Raw genomic sequence first — 21,000 nt, forward strand, 5'->3', positions numbered from 1 at the left:
AGACCCAGCCGCCGGCGCGGAACCGACCGCGCCGCGCAGCGGGCGTAACGATGATGTCGCAAGTCGGACCCGCCTGTCCGATGCATGCATCATCCTTTGCGGGCAACCCGACCCGTCCTACGGCATGGCCTGCCTCAATGCGGGCAATCATCAGGCCTTGTCGCCGATGGTGACCGAGGCTCAGACCTGCCGGTCCACGACCGCACCTTGGCCTTCGGGAAGAACGGCCTTCTGCTGATCGGCGGATTGCTGCAACATCTGGGAAATGGCCCGGTCGCTCTCGCCTTGCTTGCGTATGAAAGTCGTCTGCATCGACTCTCGCGTCGCAGCCGTCTGGTTCGACACGATCGACTGTGCAAGGCCGGCGATGGAATCACTCATGAACGGGGTTCCTCATGGCTCGAACGGGCATAGCCCGTTCGATCTTGCCAAACCTTGAAGAAGGCCGATCGCTATTATCTCGAATTTCTCCGCTCAATCCCGCCGTGTCGATAAATCTCCGGTTTGTTCACGAGGGTGACCAGCACGTAGGAAATGATCATCAGCAAATACCAGGCACCCAGTTTCTGCCAGGAAACCATCGCCCAGGTCGATGTCTGGTTCGGATAGAGCCAGACCCGCGTCCCCGTGCCGATATTTTCGGCAAACCAGATGAACAGTGCGACGAGCAGGAAGCCCAGGAGAAGCGGCATTCTCCGGTGCACCCGCCAGACTTTGAAATGCACCCAGGTTCGGCCGAACAACACGGCCGTTGCCGCGAACAACCCGAGGCGGATGTCCATCGCGTAGTGATGGGTGAAGAAGTTCACGTAGATCGCCGCGGCCAGCAGGAGCGTCACGCCGGTGCCGGGATGATGGGTGAAGCGGAAGTCGAACAGGCGCCACACCCGGGCGATGTAGGAGCCGATGCTCGCATACATGAAGCCGGTGAAGAGCGGCACACCCGCAATGCGAAGCAGACTGGCCTCCGGATAGATCCATGACCCGACGGCAGTCTTGAAGATCTCCATCACCGTCCCGACCACATGGAAGAGCGCAATCACTTTCGCCTCCTCCCAGGTCTCCATGCGCAGGGCGAGAAGCGCTATCTGTATCGCCACCGCCGACAGCGTGAGAAAATCGTACCGACTGATCGCCGCATGCGGCGGATAAAGCAGGTAGCTCGCGATGAGCAGGGCGCAGAGCAAACCGCCGAACAGGCACGCCCACCCCTGCTTGATGCCGAACCTCAGGAATTCGTAGAGTCCCGCCGCGAAAGGTCCCCGCCCCAGGGCCCATGCACCGAGACGTGCCTCAATGCCGGCGAACCGGGCGATGGGCGGCCAGGTGCGGGCGGCGCTTTGGGTCGGGATGTCTGTCACGTTAGCGGTTCCGGCAGTGGCGCAGCCCGCCTTAGCGTAGCCGAGGGTGAAGCTCGACCTTATCGATAGCGCGGGAGGGCAATCGCTTGCCGATGCGGACGACCGAGCAAGACGCCGATTGGGAATCGGAGCGTGTGCGACGCGATCTGGCCCGCTCGCAGAAGCTCTTGGCCCGGCGTCGGTTTCGCGCCATCGCCATGCGCGTGTTTCGAGGCGTTCTTGGTAGCGGCGCCAGCTTCGCGGCGCTGATCAAGCTGAAGCTTGCCGGCTCGCTCGTGCTGAAGGGCGGTCTCGCCCTCCTCGTCGGGCTCAGCCTCGCCTGGCCGATCGTATTTGGAATCCTGCTTGCCCTGGCTCTCGTCGTCCTGGCGGTCGTCGGAATCATGGAGGGTGAAACCCCCAACTGCCCGGACACGTGCTGGGAGGCCTCGAAGCGACGCGACAGGCTGCGCGAACTGATCGACGAACGCATCGAGTGGCTCAAAAGCCGATCAGGAGGCGCCGAGAACTGAACGATGCCGCAGTCTGAGGCTGTGCCGGAAGCCCCCCTCCGCGGAGTTGGGATCGCGGTTCATCCTCAAAATGAATTTGAGAGGGATAGCCCGAAGCCGGTGCTTCACTATAATGCTTCGCCATACGCCGCCGCACGAGTTCGATCACATGACGTCCCGTATCCCTGATTTCGCGAACGTCCCCTACACGGCAGATGCCTTCACGGCGCCCGTGCCGCCGGCAGGCGAGCCCTGGATGACGCCGGAAGGCATCCCGGTGAAGGGCGTCTACGGGCCGGAGGATCGCGAGGGGATCGAGTTTCTGCACACTTATCCCGGTGTTGCGCCTTATCTGCGCGGCCCCTACCCGACGATGTACGTGACGCAGCCCTGGACGATCCGGCAATATGCCGGCTTCTCCACGGCTGAGGATTCGAACGCCTTTTATCGGCGCAACCTCGCGGCCGGACAGAAGGGCCTGTCGGTGGCCTTCGATCTCGCCACCCACCGGGGCTACGATTCCGATCATCCGCGCGTCTCGGGCGATGTCGGCATGGCCGGCGTGGCGATCGATTCGATCTACGACATGCGGACGCTGTTCTCGGGCATTCCGCTGGACGAGATGACCGTCTCGATGACGATGAACGGCGCGGTGCTGCCGATCCTGGCGCTCTACATCGTGGCGGCCGAGGAACAAGGCGTGCCGCCGGAGAAGCTCGCCGGCACGATCCAGAACGACATCCTCAAGGAGTTCATGGTCCGCAACACCTACATCTACCCGCCGGCGGGTTCGATGCGGATCATCGGCGACATCTTCGCCTACACGTCGGCTCATATGCCGAAATTCAACTCGATCTCGATCTCCGGCTACCACATGCAGGAAGCCGGTGCGACGAACGACCTCGAACTCGCCTACACGCTCGCCGACGGCGTCGAGTACATCAAGGCCGGTCTCGCGGCCGGGCTGACCATCGACAAGTTCGCACCCCGCCTGTCGTTCTTCTGGGCCATTTCCACCAACTTCTTCATGGAAATCGCCAAGATGCGGGCCGCGCGCCTGATCTGGGCCAAGCTCGTGAAGGAGTTCGAGCCGAAGACCGACAAGTCTCTGCCCCTGCGCACCCACAGCCAGACGAGCGGCTGGTCACTGACCGCCCAGGACGTATTCAACAACGTCACCCGCACCTGCATCGAGGCGATGGCCGCAACGCAGGGCGGGACGCAATCGCTCCACACCAACGCCCTCGACGAAGCGCTAGCGCTGCCCACAGACTTCTCGGCCCGCATCGCCCGCAACACCCAGCTGTTCCTGCAGCAGGAGAGCGGCACGACGCGGATCGTCGATCCGTGGGGCGGCTCCTACTATATCGAGAAGCTGACCCGAGACATCGTCGCCCGCGCCTGGGAGCATCTCCGCGAAGTCGAGGAATTGGGCGGGATGGCCAAGGCCATCGAGGCCGGCATCCCCAAACTGCGCATCGAGGAAGCGGCGGCCCGCGCCCAGGCGCGGATCGATTCCGGCCGCCAGACCATCGTCGGCGTCAACAAATTCAAGCCAGAGGATGACCGCGCCATCGAGCTGATGCGCGTCGACAACGGCAATGTCCGCATGCTCCAGATCGACAAGCTCAAGAGGCTGCGCGCCGAGCGCAACCAGGCCGACGTTGATGCGGCCCTTGCGGCACTGACCGCAGCCGCCCAAGGAGAGGGCAATCTCCTGGCGCTAGGTGTCGAGGCTGCCCGCGCGAAGGCGACGGTCGGAGAGATTTCCGACGCGCTGGAAAAGGCCTGGGGCCGGCATCGGGCGGAGATCCGCTCGATATCGGGCGTCTACAAGCGAGAGGTGGGTGGCATGTCGCCGGTGGTCGAGACCGTTCGTCAGCTCGTGGAGACCTTCGAGGAGAATGACGGGCGGCGCCCGCGCATCCTCGTCGCGAAAATGGGCCAGGATGGACATGACCGAGGTCAGAAGGTGATCGCCTCGGCCTTCGCCGATCTCGGCTTCGACGTGGATATCGGACCCCTCTTCGCAACTCCCGCCGAAGCCGCGCGTCAGGCTGTGGAGAACGACGTCCACATCGTCGGCGTGTCGTCCCTGGCCGCCGGCCACCTGACGCTGGTGCCCGAATTGAAGGCAGCCCTCACCGAACAAGGCCGGGGCGACGTCATGATCGTGATTGGTGGGGTCATCCCCCCGGGTGATTATCCCGCCCTCCATGCCGCTGGCGCATCTGCGATTTTTCCACCCGGCACGGTCATTGCTGACGCTGCGGTGAAATTGATCGAAGAACTCAACGGAAGGCTCGGTTACAGCGCGCGTCAGGCCGCCGAATAGCGCATTCATGTTACACGACCGTAGTGCAAGAGATCGGCTTCGACGCTGGCCTCAAGCGCTTGCCTAATGCATTTATCGTTTTTGCCGCATTTTTCATCCCACGCCGGGTTGGTTGCGGCGCAGCAAAATTGTATTTCCCGGCAACGTACTGAACTGAAATTGTGAGTTGACGCCGATGGCCTCAGGATTTTTCCCTCTCATCCATCCGGTCATCCTCTGCGGAGGCTCCGGTACGCGCCTTTGGCCTGCTTCTCGCGAGAGCATGCCGAAGCAGTTCACTCCGCTGGTGAACGCGGACAGCTCGACATTCCAGGACACCGCCCGTCGGGTCACCGACGGAACCGCCTTCTCGCGGCCGACGATCATCACCAGCAGTGAAGCCCGCTTCATCGTGGCGGAACAACTTCTGCAGGCCGAGGTCCAAGCCGACATCGTGCTCGAGCCGGAGCGTCGCGATTCCGCCGCGGCCGTTGCGGTAGCCGCCCTCCATGCCGCCCGCCGCGACCCGGAGGCCGTGGTGCTGATCCTGGCGGCCGACCATGTCATCGGTGACACCGCGGCCTTCGTCGAGGCTGCACGCGCCGCCGCGGTTGGTGCGCAGGCGGGTCGCATCATGACCCTGGGAATCGAGCCGATCGCTCCATCCACCGCCTATGGCTATATCCGCAAGGGCGCGCCCATCGACGGCGTAGAGGGTGCCTATGAGGTCGGGCGCTTCGTGGAGAAGCCCAATCGTCATGGCGCGGAAAGCCTGATCGCCGACGGGGCCCTGTGGAACAGCGGGTACTTCCTGTTCCGGGCCGACGTCATGCTGGCCGAACTCGAGACCTATGTCCCGGAGATCCTGGCCGCGACACGCACGGCCCTCGACAAGGCGACGAGCGATCTCGATTTCCTGCGCCTGGATTCCGCCGCCTTCGCCAGCGCGCCGAAGACCTCCATCGATTACGCGGTGATGGAGCGGACCGATCGCGCCGGAGTCCTGCCGGTCTCCTTCCCCTGGTCCGATGTCGGCACCTGGGATGCGGTCTGGGACGTCCTGCCTCGTGATGCGTTGGGCAATGCCGTGCGCGGCCGCGTGGAACTCGTCGAAACCCGGGGCAGCCTGATCCATAGCGAGGGCGAGCACCTCACTGCGGTGGTCGGCGTCGACGATATCGTCGTCGTCTCGACCCCGGATGCCGTACTCGTCACCTCGAAGGCCAAGGCCGGCCTCGTCAAGGAGCTGGTCACGCAGCTGCGCGAGAAAGCCCATCCGGAGGCGGATGCCCATCGCCGGATGTTCCGCCCCTGGGGCTGGTATCAGCGCATCGATATCGGCGAGCGTTTCCAGGTGAAGCGCATCATGGTGACGCCGGGCGGGCGGCTCTCACTGCAGAAGCACTTCCACCGTGCCGAGCATTGGGTCGTGGTGCGCGGCACGGCCGAGGTCACCGTGGATGACCGTGTCGTGCTGGTTCACGAGAACGAGGCGGTCTACCTGCCCATCGGATCGATGCATCGCCTCACCAATCCGGGCAAGATCCCCCTCGAACTCATCGAGGTCCAGGTCGGATCCTACACCGGCGAGGACGACATCATCCGCGTCGAGGACATCTACGGGCGTTAAAACGAGAGACGGTCGGGCTCAGGCGGCCACAGGCCGCTCGGCCCGGCCGCGATAGGACAGGGCCTCGGCGAGATGGATGCGGCGTACCCGCTCCTCCCCGTCGAGGTCAGCCAGGGTGCGCGCCACGCGCAGGACGCGGTGAAAGCCGCGAGCCGAGAGACGCATGGTTTCCGCCGCGTCGCGGATCAACGCCGTACCGTCGGCATCCGGCGCGGCCATCTCTTCGATCATCGGAGCCGGACACGTAGCGTTGGTGACGACGCCGGTGAGCCCCTGCGCGGTGAAGCGCTCGGTCTGCAGTGCCCGAGCGACTGCGACCCGCGCCGCCGTTTCGGCCGAGCCTTCGGCGGGAGGCGGTAGGATCAGATCGACCGCCGCGACTGCCCCAACCTCGATTCGCAGGTCGATCCGGTCGAGGAGCGGCCCGGAGATGCGGGCGCCATATTGCGCGACACAACGCTCGTTGGGTCCACGTCGACAGGCATAGCCCGGCTCGAGGGCCTGACCGCAGCGACACGGATTCATCGCGGCGATCAGCTGGAACCGCGCCGGATAGGTCACCCGGTGATTGGCGCGCGCGATCATGACCTCTCCGGTCTCCATCGGCTGGCGTAGGGAATCGAGCACCTGGGGTGTGAATTCGGGAAGCTCGTCGAGAAACAATACGCCGCCATGCGCCAGGGAGGCCTCGCCAGGGCGGGCATTCATTCCGCCGCCCACCAAGGCCGCCATCGACGCCGAATGGTGGGGCTGGCGGAAGGGGCGCCGGTTCGAGAGCGCACCGCCTTTCAGCTCGCCGGCCACAGACTGGATCATCGAGACTTCGAGGAGCTCGCGCGGACCGAGCGGCGGCAGGATCGAGGGAAGTCGCGCGGCGAGCATCGATTTGCCCGCGCCCGGTGGGCCGTTCATCAGCAGGTTGTGCCCTCCGGCGGCGGCGATTTCTAGCGCTCGCTTGGCGCCTTCCTGGCCCTTGATGTCGCGAAGGTCGGGTAGGCGTCCCGTGCTCGTGGCCACGGCCGGTTCGGGCCGGGCCATCACCTGGCTTCCCTTGAAATGATTGGCCAGTTGAATCAGCGAACGCGGGGCCAGCACGTCCATATCGCCGCCGGCCCAGGCTGCCTCGGGTCCCGTCGCCGCTGGGCAGATCAGGCCAAGTCCTCGCGCATTCGCCGCCATCGCGGCGGGCAGGACGCCGTTCACCGCCGTGATCGTGCCGTCGAGAGCGAGCTCACCAAGAACGCAGTACCCGGCGAGCGCATCGGGTGGGATCGCGCCGATGGCGGCCATCACCGCGAGGGCGATGGGAAGGTCGTAATGCGAGCCTTCCTTCGGCAGGTCCGCCGGAGCGAGGTTGACGGTGATGCGCTTTGCCGGAAGCGCCAGTCCCGATGCGATCAGCGCCGAGCGCACGCGCTCGCGCGATTCCGCCACGGCCTTGTCCGCCAGCCCCACCACCATGAACATCACCGCCCCCGGGGCGATCTGGACCTGGACGTCGACGGCGCGCGCCTCGATCCCCTCGAAGGCGACTGTGGCGACGCGGGTGACCATGGATCCAGACCCCTGAGCTTATAGCCAAGGTTAGGATGCGCCATGGCTCATGACAACCAGCGCGTGCGCCCTTGCTGACGTGTCATGGAACTCCATTCCCGATTCGCCGTTCGAAAGTCTCACTTTCCGGACCAAGGAGTTCCACCATGTCGATCAAGACTGCGAGCCTCGCTGCCATCGCCCTCGGTTTCGCCCTCACTGGCACCGCCTTCGCCGACCGTGCGCCGACCCCCGAGGAGCGTACCAAGATCGAAGCCACCTTGAAGAAGGAAGGCTTCACCAAGTGGGGCAAGATCGAAGTCGAGGAGCACGAGATCGACGTGGACGACGCCATCGATGCGAATGGCAAGCAGTTCGACCTCGAACTCGACCTCAAGACCTACGCGATCACCACTCGCGAAGCCGAATAAGCGCTTCGTCCGTCCTAGCGCTTGCGTTCCAGCAAGGCGCCGGCCATATAGCGCTCGGGAGGTTGGCGAGGGACGTTTCACTCGCCAACCGGGTCAGGTCCGGAAGGAAGCAGCCCTAACGAGACCGAGCGGGTCTTCGTCCAGCCTCCCACCTTCGTTTCTTTTGAGGTCCGCGTGGCGGCATCCCCCGACCCGGGGCCGCTCGAACCACGCAAGGCGGCATGGACGCGACCTCCGGCACTCCGAGCGATTTTCCCGGCCTTCCGGGTCTTCCCGAGCCCGTACCGGCGGCCACGCCCTACCGGGTGCTGGCGCGCAAATACCGCCCCCAGAATTTCGACGATCTGATCGGCCAGGGCGCGATGGTCCGCACATTGGCCAACGCGTTCGCGGCCAATCGCATTCCACAAGCCTGGATGCTGACCGGTGTGCGCGGCGTCGGAAAGACGACGACCGCCCGCATCCTAGCCCGTGGTCTGAACTACCTGCGCGACGGGCATCCCGATACCGGCCCCACCATCGCCATGCCGGAGCTCGGCCGCCATTGTCAGGCGATCATGGAATCACGGCACATGGACGTGCTGGAGATGGATGCCGCCTCGCATACCGGTATCGACGACGTACGCGGCATCATTGACGGCATACGCTATTCGCCGGTCTCCGCCCGCTACAAGGTCTACATCGTAGACGAAGTGCACATGCTCTCGGAGAAGGCGTTCAACGCCTTTCTGAAGACACTGGAAGAGCCGCCGCCCCACGCCAAATTCGTCTTCGCCACCACCGAGATCCGCAAGGTGCCGGTGACGATCCTGTCGCGCTGCCAGCGTTTCGACCTGCGTCGGGTCGAGGCCGACACCATGGTCGCCCATCTGGCCAAGATCTGCGCGGCCGAATCCGTCGAGGCCGAGCCGGAAGCCCTGGCGGCGATCACCCGCGCCGCCGAAGGTTCGGTGCGTGACGCGCTCTCGCTCCTCGACCAGGCCATCGCCCATGGCGCCGGCCTCGTCACGGGGGCGAGCGTGCGCGACATGCTCGGCCTCGCCGACAGGGGGCGGATCGTCGACCTGTTCGGGGCGGTGATGCGTGGCGACGTACCGACTTCTTTCGCCGAGATCCGCAGCCAGTACGAAGCGGGAGCGGATCCCGCCGTCGTCCTGTCGGACCTGGCGAGCTTCACCCATCTGGTCACCCGGCTGAAGCTCGTGCCCGATGCGGCGGCGGCCGACCCGACCTTGAGCGCCGACGAGCGCGGTCGCGGAGGTGAGTTCGCGGCCAAACTGTCCATCCGCGCCCTGTCCCGCGCATGGCAGATCCTGCTGAAGGCGATTCCCGAGGTCCAGACCGCCGCGAGACCGCTCGCCGCCGCCGAAATGGCTCTCGTCCGCCTGGCCTATGCCGCCGACCTGCCGACGCCGGACGAGGCCCTGCGACAGTTAAAATCGGATGCGTTCGCCGCAACCCCGATGACATCGACGGGAGCTACACTGCCGAGTGCATCCGCGCCGAGCGGAGTGTCATCTGCGCATGCCGGAGCAGCACACTCGGCCACATCGGGCCCGCCGCCGGGGGCTTCGCAGTCATTGGCCGCACAATCGATGGCCTCGCCATCAATCGACTTGCCATCAATCGACTTGCCATCGATCGACTTGCCCCCGCCGCGTCCCGCGCTGACCCTCGCGGCGAGCGGCGGCGCGCGTGTGAATCTCGTCCCGGCCCCCGCCCCGGAAGCAGCGCCCCGCGAGGCTGGTCCGCGCCTGACCTGTTTCGAAGATATCGTCGCCCTCGCCGACGAGCGCCGCGACATCGGCCTCAAGATGGCGCTGGAACGAGAAGCGCATCTCGTACGGTTCGAGGAAGGGCGGATCGAGTTCCGCCTGGCGGAGGGAGGCCGGCAGAGCCTGCCCAACGATCTTGCCCGTTCGCTGGATGCCTGGACTGGCCGACGCTGGATCGTCGCGTTGTCGAAGGAGGAGGGAGAGCCCACCCTTGCCTGCAAGGCACGCGCCGCGCTGGAATCGCGCCATGAGAACGCGGCGGCGCACCCTCTGGTGAAGGAAGTGCTCGCGCGCTTCCCCGGCGCCCAGATCATCGACGTGCGGGACAAGGCCCCCCCGGTGGAAGCGGCTGCCAGCACGGACCTCACGCCGGTCGACCCCGAAAGCACCGGAGATCCGGACGACGAGGCATAGCGCTTCGCCGCTGCCGACCCCAGATGCCGTCCTGTAATCGTCTCACTTCGTTTTGAAAGCTCAGCCATGCGCGACCTCATGGGAATCATGAAGCAGGCCCAGGCCATGCAGGAGAAGATGGCGACCCTGCAGCGCGAGCTCGATACCGTCGAGGTCAGCGGCGCGTCCGGCGGAGGCGCGGTCGCCGTGACGATGACCGCCAAGGGCCTCGTAAAGGGCGTCACCCTCGATCCTGGGCTGATGAACCCCGACGAACGTGAGATCCTGGAAGATCTGATCGTGGCCGCGGTCAATGACGCGCGCGGGAAAGCCGAGCAGGTGGCGGCCGAACGCATGGGCGAACTGACCAAGGGATTGCCGATCCCGCCGGGGCTGAACCTGTTCTAGGTCTTCGGCCGGTTCTTCGTCGTAGGGGCCGATCCCGGCACGAGCCGGGATCGAACGATGATCTGTCTCAGGCCGCGATGACCTGAACCGGCTCGGCGGCGCGCACGTCGGCGTCCACATGGGCCTCGAAGCGCTTGAAGTTCTCCCGGAACATCGACACGAGGCGCGTCGCCGTCTCGGCGAAAGCCGTCTTGTTGCCCCAGGTCTTCACGGGCTGAAGAATGTGCGGCTCGACCCCCTGAACGAAAGCCGGAACCGCGAAGCCGAAATACGGATCGCGACGGAACTCGGTCTTCGACAGCGACCCGTCCAGGGCGGCACCGAGCAGGCGACGCGTGACGCGAATCGGCATGCGCCGTCCGGTACCGACACCTCCGCCGGTCCAGCCGGTATTCACCAACCAGCAATCCACATCGTGATGAGCGATGAGATCACGCAGCAGGTTGCCGTAGACGCTCGGGTGCCGGGGCATGAAGGGTGCGCCGAAACAGGTCGAGAACGTCGCCTCGGGCGCCGTCAGGCCGCGTTCCGTTCCGGCCACCTTGGCGGTGTAGCCGGAGAGGAAGTGGTACATCGCCTCCGCGCCCGAGAGCTTGGCGATGGGTGGCATCACCCCGAACGCGTCGCAGGTGAGCATCACGATGTTCTTTGGGTGAGCGGCCCTGCCCGTGGCGCTGGCATTGGCGATGAAGTCGAGCGGGTAGGCGCAGCGGGTATTCTCGGTGAGCGACGCATCGTCGAAATCGGGGCGACGCGAGAGCGGGTCGATTACCACGTTCTCCATCACCGTGCCGAAACGCTCGGTCGTGGCGTAGATCTCGGGCTCGGCGTTGCGGGAGAGACGGATGGTCTTGGCGTAGCAGCCACCCTCGAAATTGAAGATGCCGTCCTTGCTCCAGCCATGCTCGTCGTCGCCGAGGAGCTGCCGCGAGGAATCGTTGGAGAGCGTGGTCTTGCCGGTGCCCGAGAGGCCGAAGAACAGGGCGGACTCGCCCTCGGCATCCAGCGCCGCATTGGCCGAGCAATGCATCGGCATCACGCCCGCGCCGGGCAGAACGTAGTTTAGATAGGTGAAGACCGACTTCTTCATCTCGCCGGCATAGGCGCTGCCGCCGATGAGGACGATCTTCCGGGTGAAGTCGATGGCGATGACGGTCTTCGAGCGGCAGCCGTGACGGTGCGGCTCGGCTTGGAAGCTCGGAAGATCGATGATCGTCAGACCGGGGACGTAATCCTCAAGAGCCGAACGGTCGGGCCGGATCAGCAGGTTGCGGATGAAGAGCGAGTGCCAGGCGAGTTCGGTGAAGACCCGCGCCTGGACACGGTGGGCCGGATCGGCGCCGCCATAGAGGTCCTGGGCGAAGAGTTCGCGCCCTTCGGCATGGCTGAGGAAATCCTGGTACAGCGTCTCGAATTGCTCGGGCGTGATCGCGCCGTTGTTCTCCCACCAGATTTCGTTCTCGGTGTTGGCGTCACGGACGATGAACTTGTCCTTCGGCGAACGACCGGTATGGCTGCCCGTGGTCGCCACGAGGGCGCCGCCATGGGCGAGCTGCGATTCACCACGGCTCAGGGATTCCTCGTAGAGCCGTGGGGGTTCCAGGTTCCAATGAACCGCCTTCAGATTGCGCAGGCCGATTTTTTCGGGTCCATGGCTGGCGTTGAAATCGCCGAAATGTGTCACGTCCGCTACTCCTCGAACACCTGATCGCTTTGAGGTCTGGCTTGGCCGGAATCTCCCATTCGTCTTCCGGACGGTCCGATGGAGCGTCCACGCGGTCGTTCAGGTCCGCCGCGCACAGGTTCACCACTCGATCGAATAGACCTGCTTATTCTCCGGCGGCCACCGGTCAATTGAGACGGCAACGGTTTAAAAGACGAACGAACGGATCTGTCAGAGAAACAAAGGGGTATCCGGAGCGGCGTCGGAACGCATGCGGCGGCGGCGATTCCCGACTACAAGACGACGAGATCCGACCCCATTTAACGAACACGGCCGCGGCCGTCTGACGGAACACGTATGGCCCAAGCCGTTGCCGGCCCCGAAATCGAACGCCTGATCCAGCTCCTCGCGCGAATGCCGGGGCTCGGCCCGCGCTCGGCCCGGCGCGCGGCGCTGCATCTCATCAAAAAGCGAGAAGCTCTGCTCGCTCCGCTGGCGGAGGCGATGCAGGTGGCCTCCGAGCGCATCGTCGTGTGCCAGGAATGTGGCAACGTCGATACAAGCGACCCATGCACCATCTGCCGGGACGCGTCGCGCGATCCCTCCATCCTGGTGGTGGTCGAGGATGTCTCGGATCTCTGGGCCCTGGAACGGTCAGGGGCGGTGACGGCGCGCTATCACGTCCTCGGTGGCGTGCTCTCCGCCCTCGATGGTGTCCGGCCGGAGCATCTCAACCTCGCGAGCCTGGTGGACCGGGCCGGGAATGGCGATGTCCGGGAGATCATCCTGGCTCTGAACGCCACGGTCGATGGTCAGACCACCGCGCATTACGTCACCGAATCCCTGGCGCATCACAGGCTGAAGGTGACCCGCCTCGCCCATGGCGTGCCGGTGGGGGGAGAGCTCGATTATCTCGACGAAGGGACACTCTCGGCGGCCATCCGAAGCCGGACGGCGTTCTGAGCCGCATCGCTATCCCTGGCCGATTTGACCGGCCATCCGCCAAACCTTATCTGCGGGTCCGGCACGGCGGACCCGGGAGACAGGGAGCCGGGCCCTTTTCATCGACAGATCCGGCCGCGCCATGACCATCCGCCCCCTCGTCATCCTGCCAGACGCCCGCCTGCGTCAGGTGTCGACCCCCGTCGGTACCATCGACGATGAGGTCCGCACCCTCGCGGCCGACATGCTGGAGACGATGTACGATGCCCCGGGCGTCGGCCTCGCCGCCATCCAGGTCGGCGTGACCAAGCGTGTAGTCACGATCGACACGTCGAAGGACGAGAACGCGCGGCAGCCGCAGGTCTTCATCGACCCGGAGATCGTCTGGGCTTCGGAGGAGAAGCGCGTCTATGACGAGGGCTGCCTGTCGATCCCCGAATATTACGGCGAGGTCGAGCGGCCCGACCGGGTGCGCGTACGCTTTCGCGACCTTTCCGGTGAAACCCGCGAGATCGAGGCGGACGGGCTTCTGGCCACCTGCATCCAGCACGAGATCGATCACCTCGACGGCGTACTCTTCATCGATCACCTGTCGAAGTTGAAGCGCGACCGCGTCATCAAGAAATTCGTCAAGGCGGCCAAGCGCGGCGAGGACGTCTGATCCCATCCTTCAACAGAGAGCGCGCGCGATGAAGCTCGTCTTCATGGGGACGCCCGATTTCGCCGTGGCGACCCTGGCGCGCCTGGCGGAAGACGGTCACGACATCGCCGCGGTCTATACCCGCGCCCCGGCGCGGTCCGGGCGCGGCATGGCGTTGCGTCCGTCTCCCGTCCATGCGCTGGCGGACAGGCTCGGCCTGCCGGTTCATACCCCCACGACGCTGAAGACGCCGGATGCGCTCACGCTGTTCCGATCGCACGGATGCGATGTCGCCGTGGTGGTCGCCTACGGGATGCTGCTGCCTCAGGCGATCCTCGACGTGCCGCGCCACGGGTGCCTGAACCTCCACGCCTCCCTGCTGCCACGCTGGCGCGGGGCGGCACCGATCCAACGCGCGGTCATGGCAGGGGATACGGAGAGCGGTGTCGGCATCATGCGCATGGAGGCGGGCCTCGACACCGGCCCCGTAGCCCTGGAAGAACGGGTCGCCATCACCCCCGGCATGAGTGCGGGAGACCTTCACGATACGCTGATGCCCATTGGCGCGGCGCTCATGAGCCGGGCCCTCGGCCAGCTGGAACACGAGCCCCTCCCCCTCACGCCCCAATCCGAGGAGGGTCTCGTCTACGCGCACAAGATCACCAATGACGAGGCGCGCATCGACTGGTCGAAGCCGGCGGGTGAGGTGGCGAACCATATCAACGGGCTGTCGCCCTTCCCCGGAGCCTTCTTCGAGGCCGATCTCGGCAAGGGGCCGGAACGGGTGAAGGTGCTGCGCGCCCTGCCAAAGCAGGGACAGGGCATGCCCGGCACTCTGCTCGATGCGGCCGGAACCATCGCCTGCGGCGAGGGAGCCGTGCAGCTCACAGAGTTGCGCCGGGCCGGCAAGGGCGGCATCGTCACGGGTGCGGAATTCGTGCGCGGTGCGCATCTCGCGCCGGGAACGCGCTTCCCGTGAACTCAGAGACCGGGGGCCGTCGCTGATGCCCCGCTACAAACTCGTGATCGAGTATGACGGCGCTCCGTTCTGCGGATGGCAGCGACAGGCCGAAGACATCACCGTCCAGGGCGCCATCGAGGACGCCGTCAAACGCTTCACAGGGGAGGACCTGCGCCTGACCTGCGCCGGTCGGACGGATGCCGGCGTCCACGCCATCCATCAGGTGGCCCATCTGGACCTCATCAAGGACTGGCGCACGGATACGGTGCGCGACGCCCTGAACGCCCATCTCCGCCCGCTACCGGTCGCCATCGTCAGCGCCGAGCGGGTCGGGCCCGGTTTCGATGCGCGCCACTCAGCCATTCGACGGCATTACCGCTACCGCATCTTCAACCGGCGCAGCCCGCCTGCCCTGACGCGCGACCATGTTTGGCACGTTCCATGGCCGCTCGATGCCGAGGTGATGCACAGGGCCGCGCAAGGTCTCCTCGGTCGCCACGACTTCACCGCCTTTCGGGCCGCCGAGTGTCAGGCGAACAGCCCGATCCGCACCCTAGAACAGCTCGACGTGGCCACGGTGACGATGGGCCTGTTCGAGGAGATCGTGATCTCGACCTCGGCACGCTCGTTCCTGCACCATCAGGTCCGCGCCATGGTCGGAACACTGATGATGGCCGGCTGCGGCCGCTTCGGCATCGCCGAGGTCGCCGACATCCTGGCGAGCCGCGACCGCGCCCGCTGCGGCCCGATGGCGCCCGCCAAGGGACTGACCTTCGTGGGGGTGGATTACCGGCCAGACCGGGAATCTACTGAGTAATCAATTTCAGATTGTATTTTGCCAGCGAAAAGGCATCTTCAGGCAACCTCGACGATCTTCGACATCGTGAGGCCTGGAGCCTTCGCCCGTGGAAACGCCATTCCAGATCATCCTCGTTCTCGCGACTGTCTTCGCGGTCGTCTCACCGCTGATATTCGTCGCCATACGAGAGGCGATCAAACTTCAGAGGCAGGAGATCATCACGGATCTCGCAACGGTCTTCGATAGATCGGATCAGCCGGGGCCGATGCTGATCCCATCCTTCGAATTCGTGAAATACAAGTATTTCGTCGGGGCCAAGCGCAGCAGCGACCCGACCGCAGGATTCGGTGGCGATGATCGAACGAATGCCATGGCGCGGGAGGCGCATCGCAAACGCGAGGATTTCTCGAAGGTCTCCTGGCTCATCGGCTGCGCTCCCTTCAGCGCATTCGCGGGGATCGGCATGTTCTACGGATTGTCGCTGCTCCTCTGGATGTTCGCCGGACAACCGACGACACCGTCCGGTTTCAGCTGGCCGGGCGTGACGTATCCGACGCCGGGTAGCCTGGGGCTGGTCTGGCTCCTGGGAATCTGCGCGGCCTTCGCCGGAAGCTACGTTACGGCGTTGCGCAGTTTCTACCGCGCGATCAAGAACTTCGACATGAGCCCCGGGACGATCGTCGGCGAGAGCATCAGGATGCTGGTCAGCATCGCGCTCGGGCCGATCCTCGTCATTTCTATCCTCTGGATCGGGACGGACGTGGTCTCCGCACTGCTGAAAGCAGATTCCCTCGCGACTGCGCCGGCCACCATCGCTGCAGTGGTCGTCGCCTGTTTCGTCGCCGGGATCATGCCAGATGTCGTCATGCGGAGCATCGTGCAAAGAGACCAGCTGAAGAACTTCAAACGCGAGGAAGAGGACGTCTTCCGGGCCTTCAAGATCACACCCGTAGAGATCATCGACGGGATCGACAGCAACATCCGTGTCAGGCTCGACGATCACCACATCCACTCGACACAGAACCTAGCCACCGCCAATCCGCTGATGCTGTTCGTAGAGACACCGTTCGGCGTCTACCAGATCATGGATTGGGTGGCGCAGGCGCAGCTCTGCTGTTCGGTCGGCCGAGAGAGGGTCATCCGGCTTTGGCCCCTAGGCGTGCGGACCCTGTTCGACCTCGAACGGCTGGCCGCTTCCACCGACGGCACACACGAAAACCTGCTTCTGGAAGTCGGGCGCATCATCCTCGGTGACAGCCTCGTTCCGCTCAGTGTCAAGGATCCCAAGGCTGCGGCCGCGCTGACGAGAGCCAGTATCGAGCTGCGCCTGGACGACCCGCATGTCCACCGCCTTCGGCAGATCTACATCGCCGTCGGGGAAAGATTGGGCCCGCGCAATCGCCGCTTCACCTTGCACCGGCATCGCCTCCAATGCCGGTATCGCATTCGCGATAGCTGGGTTCGACAGTCGATGATGCGCAAGGCGTCGTGATGCCCATCAGGCTTTGGCTGGGTTCGCTGTTTCCCCGAAGTAAGCCGCCAGCACCCGCCCATAGATCGCGGTCAGCCGATCCAGATCGGCGATAGCCACGCATTCGTCGGTCTGGTGCATGGTCTCACCCACGAGGCCGAACTCGATGACCGGACAGGCATCCTTGATGAAACGGGCATCCGATGTGCCCCCGGTGGTGGACAGGACCGGGCGCAGCCCGGTCTCGGTCTCGATCGCCTCGACCACGAGGTCCGTGAACGCGTCCGGCGCGGTGAGGAAGGCGGGCGAGTTCGAAGGCTGAAGGTCCAGGGTGAACCGGACGGTGTTGCCGGCGGCCGCCTCCAGCCGCCGTTGGATCTCGGCACCCAGGGTTTCCGCCGTCCAACCCTCGTTGAAGCGAATGTTGAACGTCGCGCGGGCATCGGCCGGGATGACATTGGTGGCCGGATTGCCGACATCGATGGTGGTGAATTCGAGGTTCGACGCATCGAAATGCGCGGTGCCGCCATCAAGGGGCTCGGCGAGAAGGGCGGAGGCGAGGCGCAGCAGGCCGGGGATGGGGTTCTCGGCCTTGTGGGGGTAGGCCACGTGGCCCTGGCGGCCATGGACGACGAGCTTGCCGGTGAGAGACCCGCGCCGACCGATCTTGATCATCTCGCCGAGGTGCGCCGGGTTGGTGGGCTCGCCGAGAAGGCAATGATCGAAACGCTCGCCCCGCGCCTTCGCCCATTCGAGGAGCTTCACCGTCCCGTTGATGGCTGGCCCCTCCTCGTCGCCGGTGATGAGGAACCCGATGGAGCCGTTGAACGCCCCTCCCCGCTCGGCGACGAAAGCGAGCGCCGCCGAGAGCATGCAGGCGATACCGCCTTTCATATCGACCGCGCCGCGGCCGTAGAGCATGCCGTCCGCTACCGCGCCATCGAACGGCCCGTGCCGCCACGCTTCGACGGAGCCTGGCGGGACGACGTCGGTATGGCCAGCGAAAAGGAGATAGGGACTGCCTGTCCCGATCCGCGCGTAGAGATTGTCGATATCGGGCGTTCCCGGCTCCGAGAAGCGTGGGCGCTCGACAGTGAAACCTGCCTCCTCCAGGACGCCACCGAGCCATTGCAGGGCACCGCCCTCCTCCGGCGTCACTGACGGACAGCGGATGAGGGCCTGGGCGAGGGCCAGCGGCGAGTGATCGGCGATAACGGGAGAGGACACGGGCATCGTCTCGTCGAGATGGGACATTCCACCGTCGCGAATAAGCGGCACGGCACCGGGACGCAAATACCGTCCCGATGGCCTTTCGGCGCTTCGCCGCAAGGGCTATCTCACCGGGATGGCCTTCTCCAGCGACGAAGTCGAACGCTACGCCCGCCACCTCGTCCTGCGCGAAGTCGGCGGACCGGGACAGGCGCGTTTGCAGGCGGCGCGGGTGCTCGTCATCGGCGCCGGCGGGCTTGGCGCTCCACTGATCCAGTATCTGGCAGCGGCCGGCATCGGCACGATCGGCATCGTCGACGACGACACGGTCTCGCTCTCCAATCTGCAGCGGCAGGTCATTCACGGCACGCCCGATATCGGTCGTCCGAAGATCGACAGCGCCGCCGATGCCGTGGCGCGTCTAAATCCGCATGTGCGGATCGAACCGCATCTCATGCGGATCGACGCGGACAATGCCGTCGCGTTGATTGGCCGATACGATATCGTCGCCGATGGGTCGGACAATTTCGCGACCCGCTATGCCGTCTCCGATGCCTGTTTCCACGCCAAGCGTCCGCTCGTCACGGCCGCCCTCGGGCAGTTCGACGGCACACTGACGACGATCCGCGCCCATGAGACTGGAAAGGACGGCCGCCCGAATCCGACCTATCGCTGCCTGTTCCCGAACCCGCCTCCCCCTGGCAGCGTGCCCGCCTGCGCCGAGGCCGGTGTGCTCGGCGCTCTGGCGGGGGTGATGGGATCTCTGATGGCGATGGAAGTGATCCGCGCGGTTGCGGATTTCGGCGAGCCGCTGGTGGGACGGCTGCTCATGGTCGATGCCCGATCCATGCGGTTCGAGACGCTCGGCTATGGTTGGGACGAAGGAAATCCGTTGAACGGATCGGCGAATTAGGGACCGGAAAGTCGCTTTCGCCGTCCTTTACCCACCGAATACGGTACCGCGCATCCGGCAAGCGGGGCTTCTTTCGCGACCCAAAACCCACGTCATGGGCGTTCCGTGAGATTCCGGAATTCAGGACTTAGAGGGCTTCTCCGGATCGGGCGTGACGCCGTTCCAATGCGGCCCGACGAGATTGCTGTGCCCCGCCGGGTCGGAGACCCGCGTGCCGGAGGTCGTGAAGGCCTGGTAGGCGAAGCGCTGCTGCTGGTTGAGAAGCATAGCGGCCAGCGTGCCGAGGGCGACGGCAACGACGAGGGCGATGATGAAAGCTTTCATGGACGTTGTCCGATCCTCGACATGCCGGCTCCGGTCGCCGAGCGCCTGTATTAGTCCGTCAGGTTACTCGGCAGGCACCTGATGCCGCCCGAGTTGCGGGCCGCTCGCGTTCTTGGCCTGCTCTTCCTCAACCCAGAGGTCGTGGTGGACCTTTGCCCAGCCAAGATCGACCTTGCCACTGCCCATCGCGTCGTAGGCGCCCTCCATGCCGAGCGTGCCGATGTAGATATGGGCGAGGATGCCGGCGATGAAGGCGATGCCGATGAGGGCGTGGATCACCTGCATCAGCTGCATTCCGGTGATGTCGGTGAGGGCGAATGGAAAGATCATCATCAGGCCGGTGACGCTCATGGCCGTGCCGAAGCCGATCACCATCCAGAACACCATCTTTTGGCCTGCGTTGAAACGGCCAGCGCTGGGATGCTTGTTGCCGATGAAGCCGCCGAAGGCCTTGATCCAGGCAATGTCGATCTTGTTCGGGATGTTGTCCTTCAGCCAGAGCACCAGCATCAGCGCGACGCCAATCATGAACGGCCACGCGAGGTAGATGTGGCTGAACTTCGCGTATTGCGCCACCACGCCGAACGCATCCGCACCGATGAGAGGCATCAGCAGGCGCTTGCCGAAGATGTAGTTCAGGCCTGACAGAGCCAGGATGATGAAGCAGCTCGACGTCATCCAGTGCGCGAACCGCTCGAACCCGTTGAAGCGCAGGATCTTGCGGCCCGTATCGGGACCGGGCTCCATCAGGATTCGGCCCCGGAAGAAGTAGAACAGGCCGAGAAGCGCGACGGCGCCGAGGACGGCGAGCGCGCTGAGCCAGGGCAGCCACCGTTCCCGGAAATCACGGTAGTCGCGGCCGGCGGGCTGGATCAGGTGAGCCGCCTTGCCGTCGGGGATGCTGATGCGGCCGGTGATCTTCGGGTCCTGCTTGAACAGGAAATCCTCGTTGACGGATTCCGCCGTCGGGTTCTGCCCGGTCGGGTTCAGTCCGTCGCGCGTCTGCTGCGCGAAGGAGGCCGACGAGGCGCCGACAGCCGCCGTGAGGATGGTCGCTGCGACCAGCGTCCTGAAAGTCGTCAGTGTCCGCCGCATCGGCGTTTCCTTCCTGAAGTCTCGACCCCGGCAGTCCAATCCGTCGCCTAGATGGCGACGGTTTCGCGATAGGCGGTCTTCCAGCCCCAGGCGCCGGAGCCGTAGCCGCGCTTGATCACGCGCTGCTTGTAGATCTGGGCGATCATCTCACCGTCACCCGCCAGCAACGCCTTGGTCGAGCACATCTCGGCGCAGAGCGGCAGCTTGCCCTCGGCGAGACGGTTCGAACCGTATTTCTCGTACTCGATGGTGGAGAGATCGGATTCGGGACCGCCGGCGCAGTAGGTGCACTTGTCCATCTTGCCGCGCGAACCGAAGTTGCCGACCTTCGGATATTGCGGCGCGCCGAACGGACAGGCGTAGAAGCAGTATCCGCAGCCGATGCAGATGTCCTTCGAATGCAGCACCACCGCGTCGGCCGTGGTGTAGAAACAATTCACCGGGCACACCGCCGCGCAGGGCGCGTCGGTGCAGTGCATGCAGGCCATGGAGACCGAGCGCTCGCCGGGCTTGCCGTCATTGAGCGTGACGACACGCCGGCGGTTGATGCCCCACGGCACCTCGTGCTCGTTCTTGCAGGCGGTGACGCAGGCGTTGCATTCGATGCAGCGGTCCGCGTCGCAGAGGAATTTCATGCGAGCCATGGC

20 protein-coding genes and 1 other RNA gene are annotated in these 21,000 nt (G+C 65.0%); 13 read left to right on the plus strand and 8 right to left on the minus strand.

Annotated features, from left to right (window positions below; genetic code table 11):
- Positions 1–180 precede the first annotated feature (180 nt).
- Together ACYQOP_RS26030 and ACYQOP_RS26035 are read right to left on the minus strand one after the other, a co-directional pair.
- Entirely contained in the window at positions 181–381 is a 201-nt protein-coding gene (locus ACYQOP_RS26030) for a hypothetical protein (protein WP_056430960.1), read from the minus strand.
- A gap of 74 nt (positions 382–455) precedes the next feature.
- Positions 456–1,361 carry a DUF817 domain-containing protein gene (locus ACYQOP_RS26035; RefSeq protein ID WP_461225022.1) on the minus strand — a complete coding sequence of 302 codons (906 nt, stop codon included), beginning with the start codon at positions 1,359–1,361 and terminating at the stop codon, positions 456–458.
- Between the two features lie 92 nt (positions 1,362–1,453).
- Here ACYQOP_RS26035 and ACYQOP_RS26040 point away from each other — a divergent pair, with 92 nt between their 5' ends.
- The 3 genes from ACYQOP_RS26040 to ACYQOP_RS26050 all read left to right on the plus strand — a co-directional run bounded on the left by ACYQOP_RS26040 (position 1,454) and on the right by ACYQOP_RS26050 (position 5,796).
- Positions 1,454–1,873 (plus strand): hypothetical protein, encoded by a 420-nt coding sequence (locus ACYQOP_RS26040; protein WP_461225024.1) that lies wholly within the window; start codon positions 1,454–1,456, stop codon positions 1,871–1,873.
- A 148-nt stretch (positions 1,874–2,021) separates the two neighbouring features.
- A complete protein-coding gene (gene scpA / locus ACYQOP_RS26045; protein ID WP_461225026.1) occupies positions 2,022–4,187 on the plus strand; it encodes a methylmalonyl-CoA mutase in 2,166 nt (721 codons plus the stop codon).
- A gap of 175 nt (positions 4,188–4,362) precedes the next feature.
- Positions 4,363–5,796: a mannose-1-phosphate guanylyltransferase/mannose-6-phosphate isomerase gene (locus ACYQOP_RS26050; protein WP_461225028.1), complete on the plus strand. Its 1,434-nt coding sequence runs from the start codon at positions 4,363–4,365 to the stop codon at positions 5,794–5,796.
- Positions 5,797–5,814: 18 nt separating this feature from the next.
- Here the strand turns inward: ACYQOP_RS26050 and ACYQOP_RS26055 are convergent, their stop codons facing one another.
- Positions 5,815–7,350, minus strand: a complete 1,536-nt coding sequence (locus ACYQOP_RS26055) for a YifB family Mg chelatase-like AAA ATPase (protein WP_461225030.1) — start codon at positions 7,348–7,350, stop codon at positions 5,815–5,817.
- Positions 7,351–7,496: 146 nt separating this feature from the next.
- Here ACYQOP_RS26055 and ACYQOP_RS26060 point away from each other — a divergent pair, with 146 nt between their 5' ends.
- From ACYQOP_RS26060 to ACYQOP_RS26075, 4 genes are all read left to right on the plus strand, one after another.
- On the plus strand, positions 7,497–7,760 hold the full coding sequence (locus ACYQOP_RS26060) for a PepSY domain-containing protein (protein ID WP_056430974.1): 264 nt from the start codon (positions 7,497–7,499) through the stop codon (positions 7,758–7,760).
- A 56-nt stretch (positions 7,761–7,816) separates the two neighbouring features.
- Positions 7,817–7,913: signal recognition particle sRNA small type (gene ffs / locus ACYQOP_RS26065), an RNA gene on the plus strand.
- Positions 7,914–7,981: 68 nt separating this feature from the next.
- Complete coding sequence (locus tag ACYQOP_RS26070) at positions 7,982–9,949, plus strand: DNA polymerase III subunit gamma/tau (protein ID WP_461225032.1); 1,968 nt, start codon at positions 7,982–7,984, stop codon at positions 9,947–9,949.
- Between the two features lie 66 nt (positions 9,950–10,015).
- The gene (locus ACYQOP_RS26075; protein ID WP_056430980.1) at positions 10,016–10,336 is read left to right on the plus strand and encodes a YbaB/EbfC family nucleoid-associated protein; all 321 of its coding nucleotides are present in this window, start codon (positions 10,016–10,018) and stop codon (positions 10,334–10,336) included.
- Positions 10,337–10,403: 67 nt separating this feature from the next.
- Here ACYQOP_RS26075 and ACYQOP_RS26080 read toward each other — a convergent pair whose 3' ends face one another.
- The gene (locus ACYQOP_RS26080; protein WP_311275113.1) at positions 10,404–12,020 is read right to left on the minus strand and encodes a phosphoenolpyruvate carboxykinase; all 1,617 of its coding nucleotides are present in this window, start codon (positions 12,018–12,020) and stop codon (positions 10,404–10,406) included.
- A gap of 336 nt (positions 12,021–12,356) precedes the next feature.
- Between ACYQOP_RS26080 and recR the strand changes: the two genes are divergently transcribed.
- From recR to ACYQOP_RS26105, 5 genes are all read left to right on the plus strand, one after another.
- Positions 12,357–12,962, plus strand: a complete 606-nt coding sequence (gene recR, locus ACYQOP_RS26085) for a recombination mediator RecR (RefSeq protein WP_311275112.1) — start codon at positions 12,357–12,359, stop codon at positions 12,960–12,962.
- Positions 12,963–13,083: 121 nt separating this feature from the next.
- Positions 13,084–13,602, plus strand: a complete 519-nt coding sequence (locus ACYQOP_RS26090; RefSeq protein ID WP_207412799.1) for a peptide deformylase — start codon at positions 13,084–13,086, stop codon at positions 13,600–13,602.
- A 28-nt stretch (positions 13,603–13,630) separates the two neighbouring features.
- Positions 13,631–14,560 carry a methionyl-tRNA formyltransferase gene (gene fmt, locus ACYQOP_RS26095; RefSeq protein ID WP_461225036.1) on the plus strand — a complete coding sequence of 310 codons (930 nt, stop codon included), beginning with the start codon at positions 13,631–13,633 and terminating at the stop codon, positions 14,558–14,560.
- Between the two features lie 25 nt (positions 14,561–14,585).
- Positions 14,586–15,359, plus strand: coding sequence for a tRNA pseudouridine(38-40) synthase TruA (gene truA, locus ACYQOP_RS26100; RefSeq protein ID WP_461225038.1), 774 nt, complete (start codon positions 14,586–14,588; stop codon positions 15,357–15,359).
- 88 nt (positions 15,360–15,447) lie between these two features.
- The gene (locus ACYQOP_RS26105; protein ID WP_461225040.1) at positions 15,448–16,833 is read left to right on the plus strand and encodes a hypothetical protein; all 1,386 of its coding nucleotides are present in this window, start codon (positions 15,448–15,450) and stop codon (positions 16,831–16,833) included.
- Positions 16,834–16,839: 6 nt separating this feature from the next.
- On the opposite strand, the gene dapE is transcribed toward ACYQOP_RS26105, so the two are convergent.
- Positions 16,840–18,045 (minus strand): succinyl-diaminopimelate desuccinylase, encoded by a 1,206-nt coding sequence (gene dapE / locus ACYQOP_RS26110; protein WP_461225497.1) that lies wholly within the window; start codon positions 18,043–18,045, stop codon positions 16,840–16,842.
- A gap of 112 nt (positions 18,046–18,157) precedes the next feature.
- On the opposite strand from dapE, the gene ACYQOP_RS26115 reads away from it, so the two are divergent.
- Positions 18,158–18,934 (plus strand): HesA/MoeB/ThiF family protein, encoded by a 777-nt coding sequence (locus ACYQOP_RS26115; RefSeq protein WP_461225042.1) that lies wholly within the window; start codon positions 18,158–18,160, stop codon positions 18,932–18,934.
- A gap of 120 nt (positions 18,935–19,054) precedes the next feature.
- Here the strand turns inward: ACYQOP_RS26115 and ACYQOP_RS26120 are convergent, their stop codons facing one another.
- The 3 genes from ACYQOP_RS26120 to fdh3B form a co-directional block, all read right to left on the minus strand.
- Positions 19,055–19,258, minus strand: coding sequence for a hypothetical protein (locus ACYQOP_RS26120; protein ID WP_207412793.1), 204 nt, complete (start codon positions 19,256–19,258; stop codon positions 19,055–19,057).
- Positions 19,259–19,321: 63 nt separating this feature from the next.
- Positions 19,322–20,353, minus strand: a complete 1,032-nt coding sequence (locus tag ACYQOP_RS26125; protein WP_461225044.1) for a formate dehydrogenase subunit gamma — start codon at positions 20,351–20,353, stop codon at positions 19,322–19,324.
- 47 nt (positions 20,354–20,400) lie between these two features.
- Positions 20,401–20,997, minus strand: coding sequence for a formate dehydrogenase FDH3 subunit beta (gene fdh3B, locus ACYQOP_RS26130; protein WP_056431009.1), 597 nt, complete (start codon positions 20,995–20,997; stop codon positions 20,401–20,403).
- Between the last annotated feature and the right edge of the window lie 3 nt (positions 20,998–21,000).

It is taken from the genome of Methylobacterium sp. CM6247, from assembly GCF_054817925.1.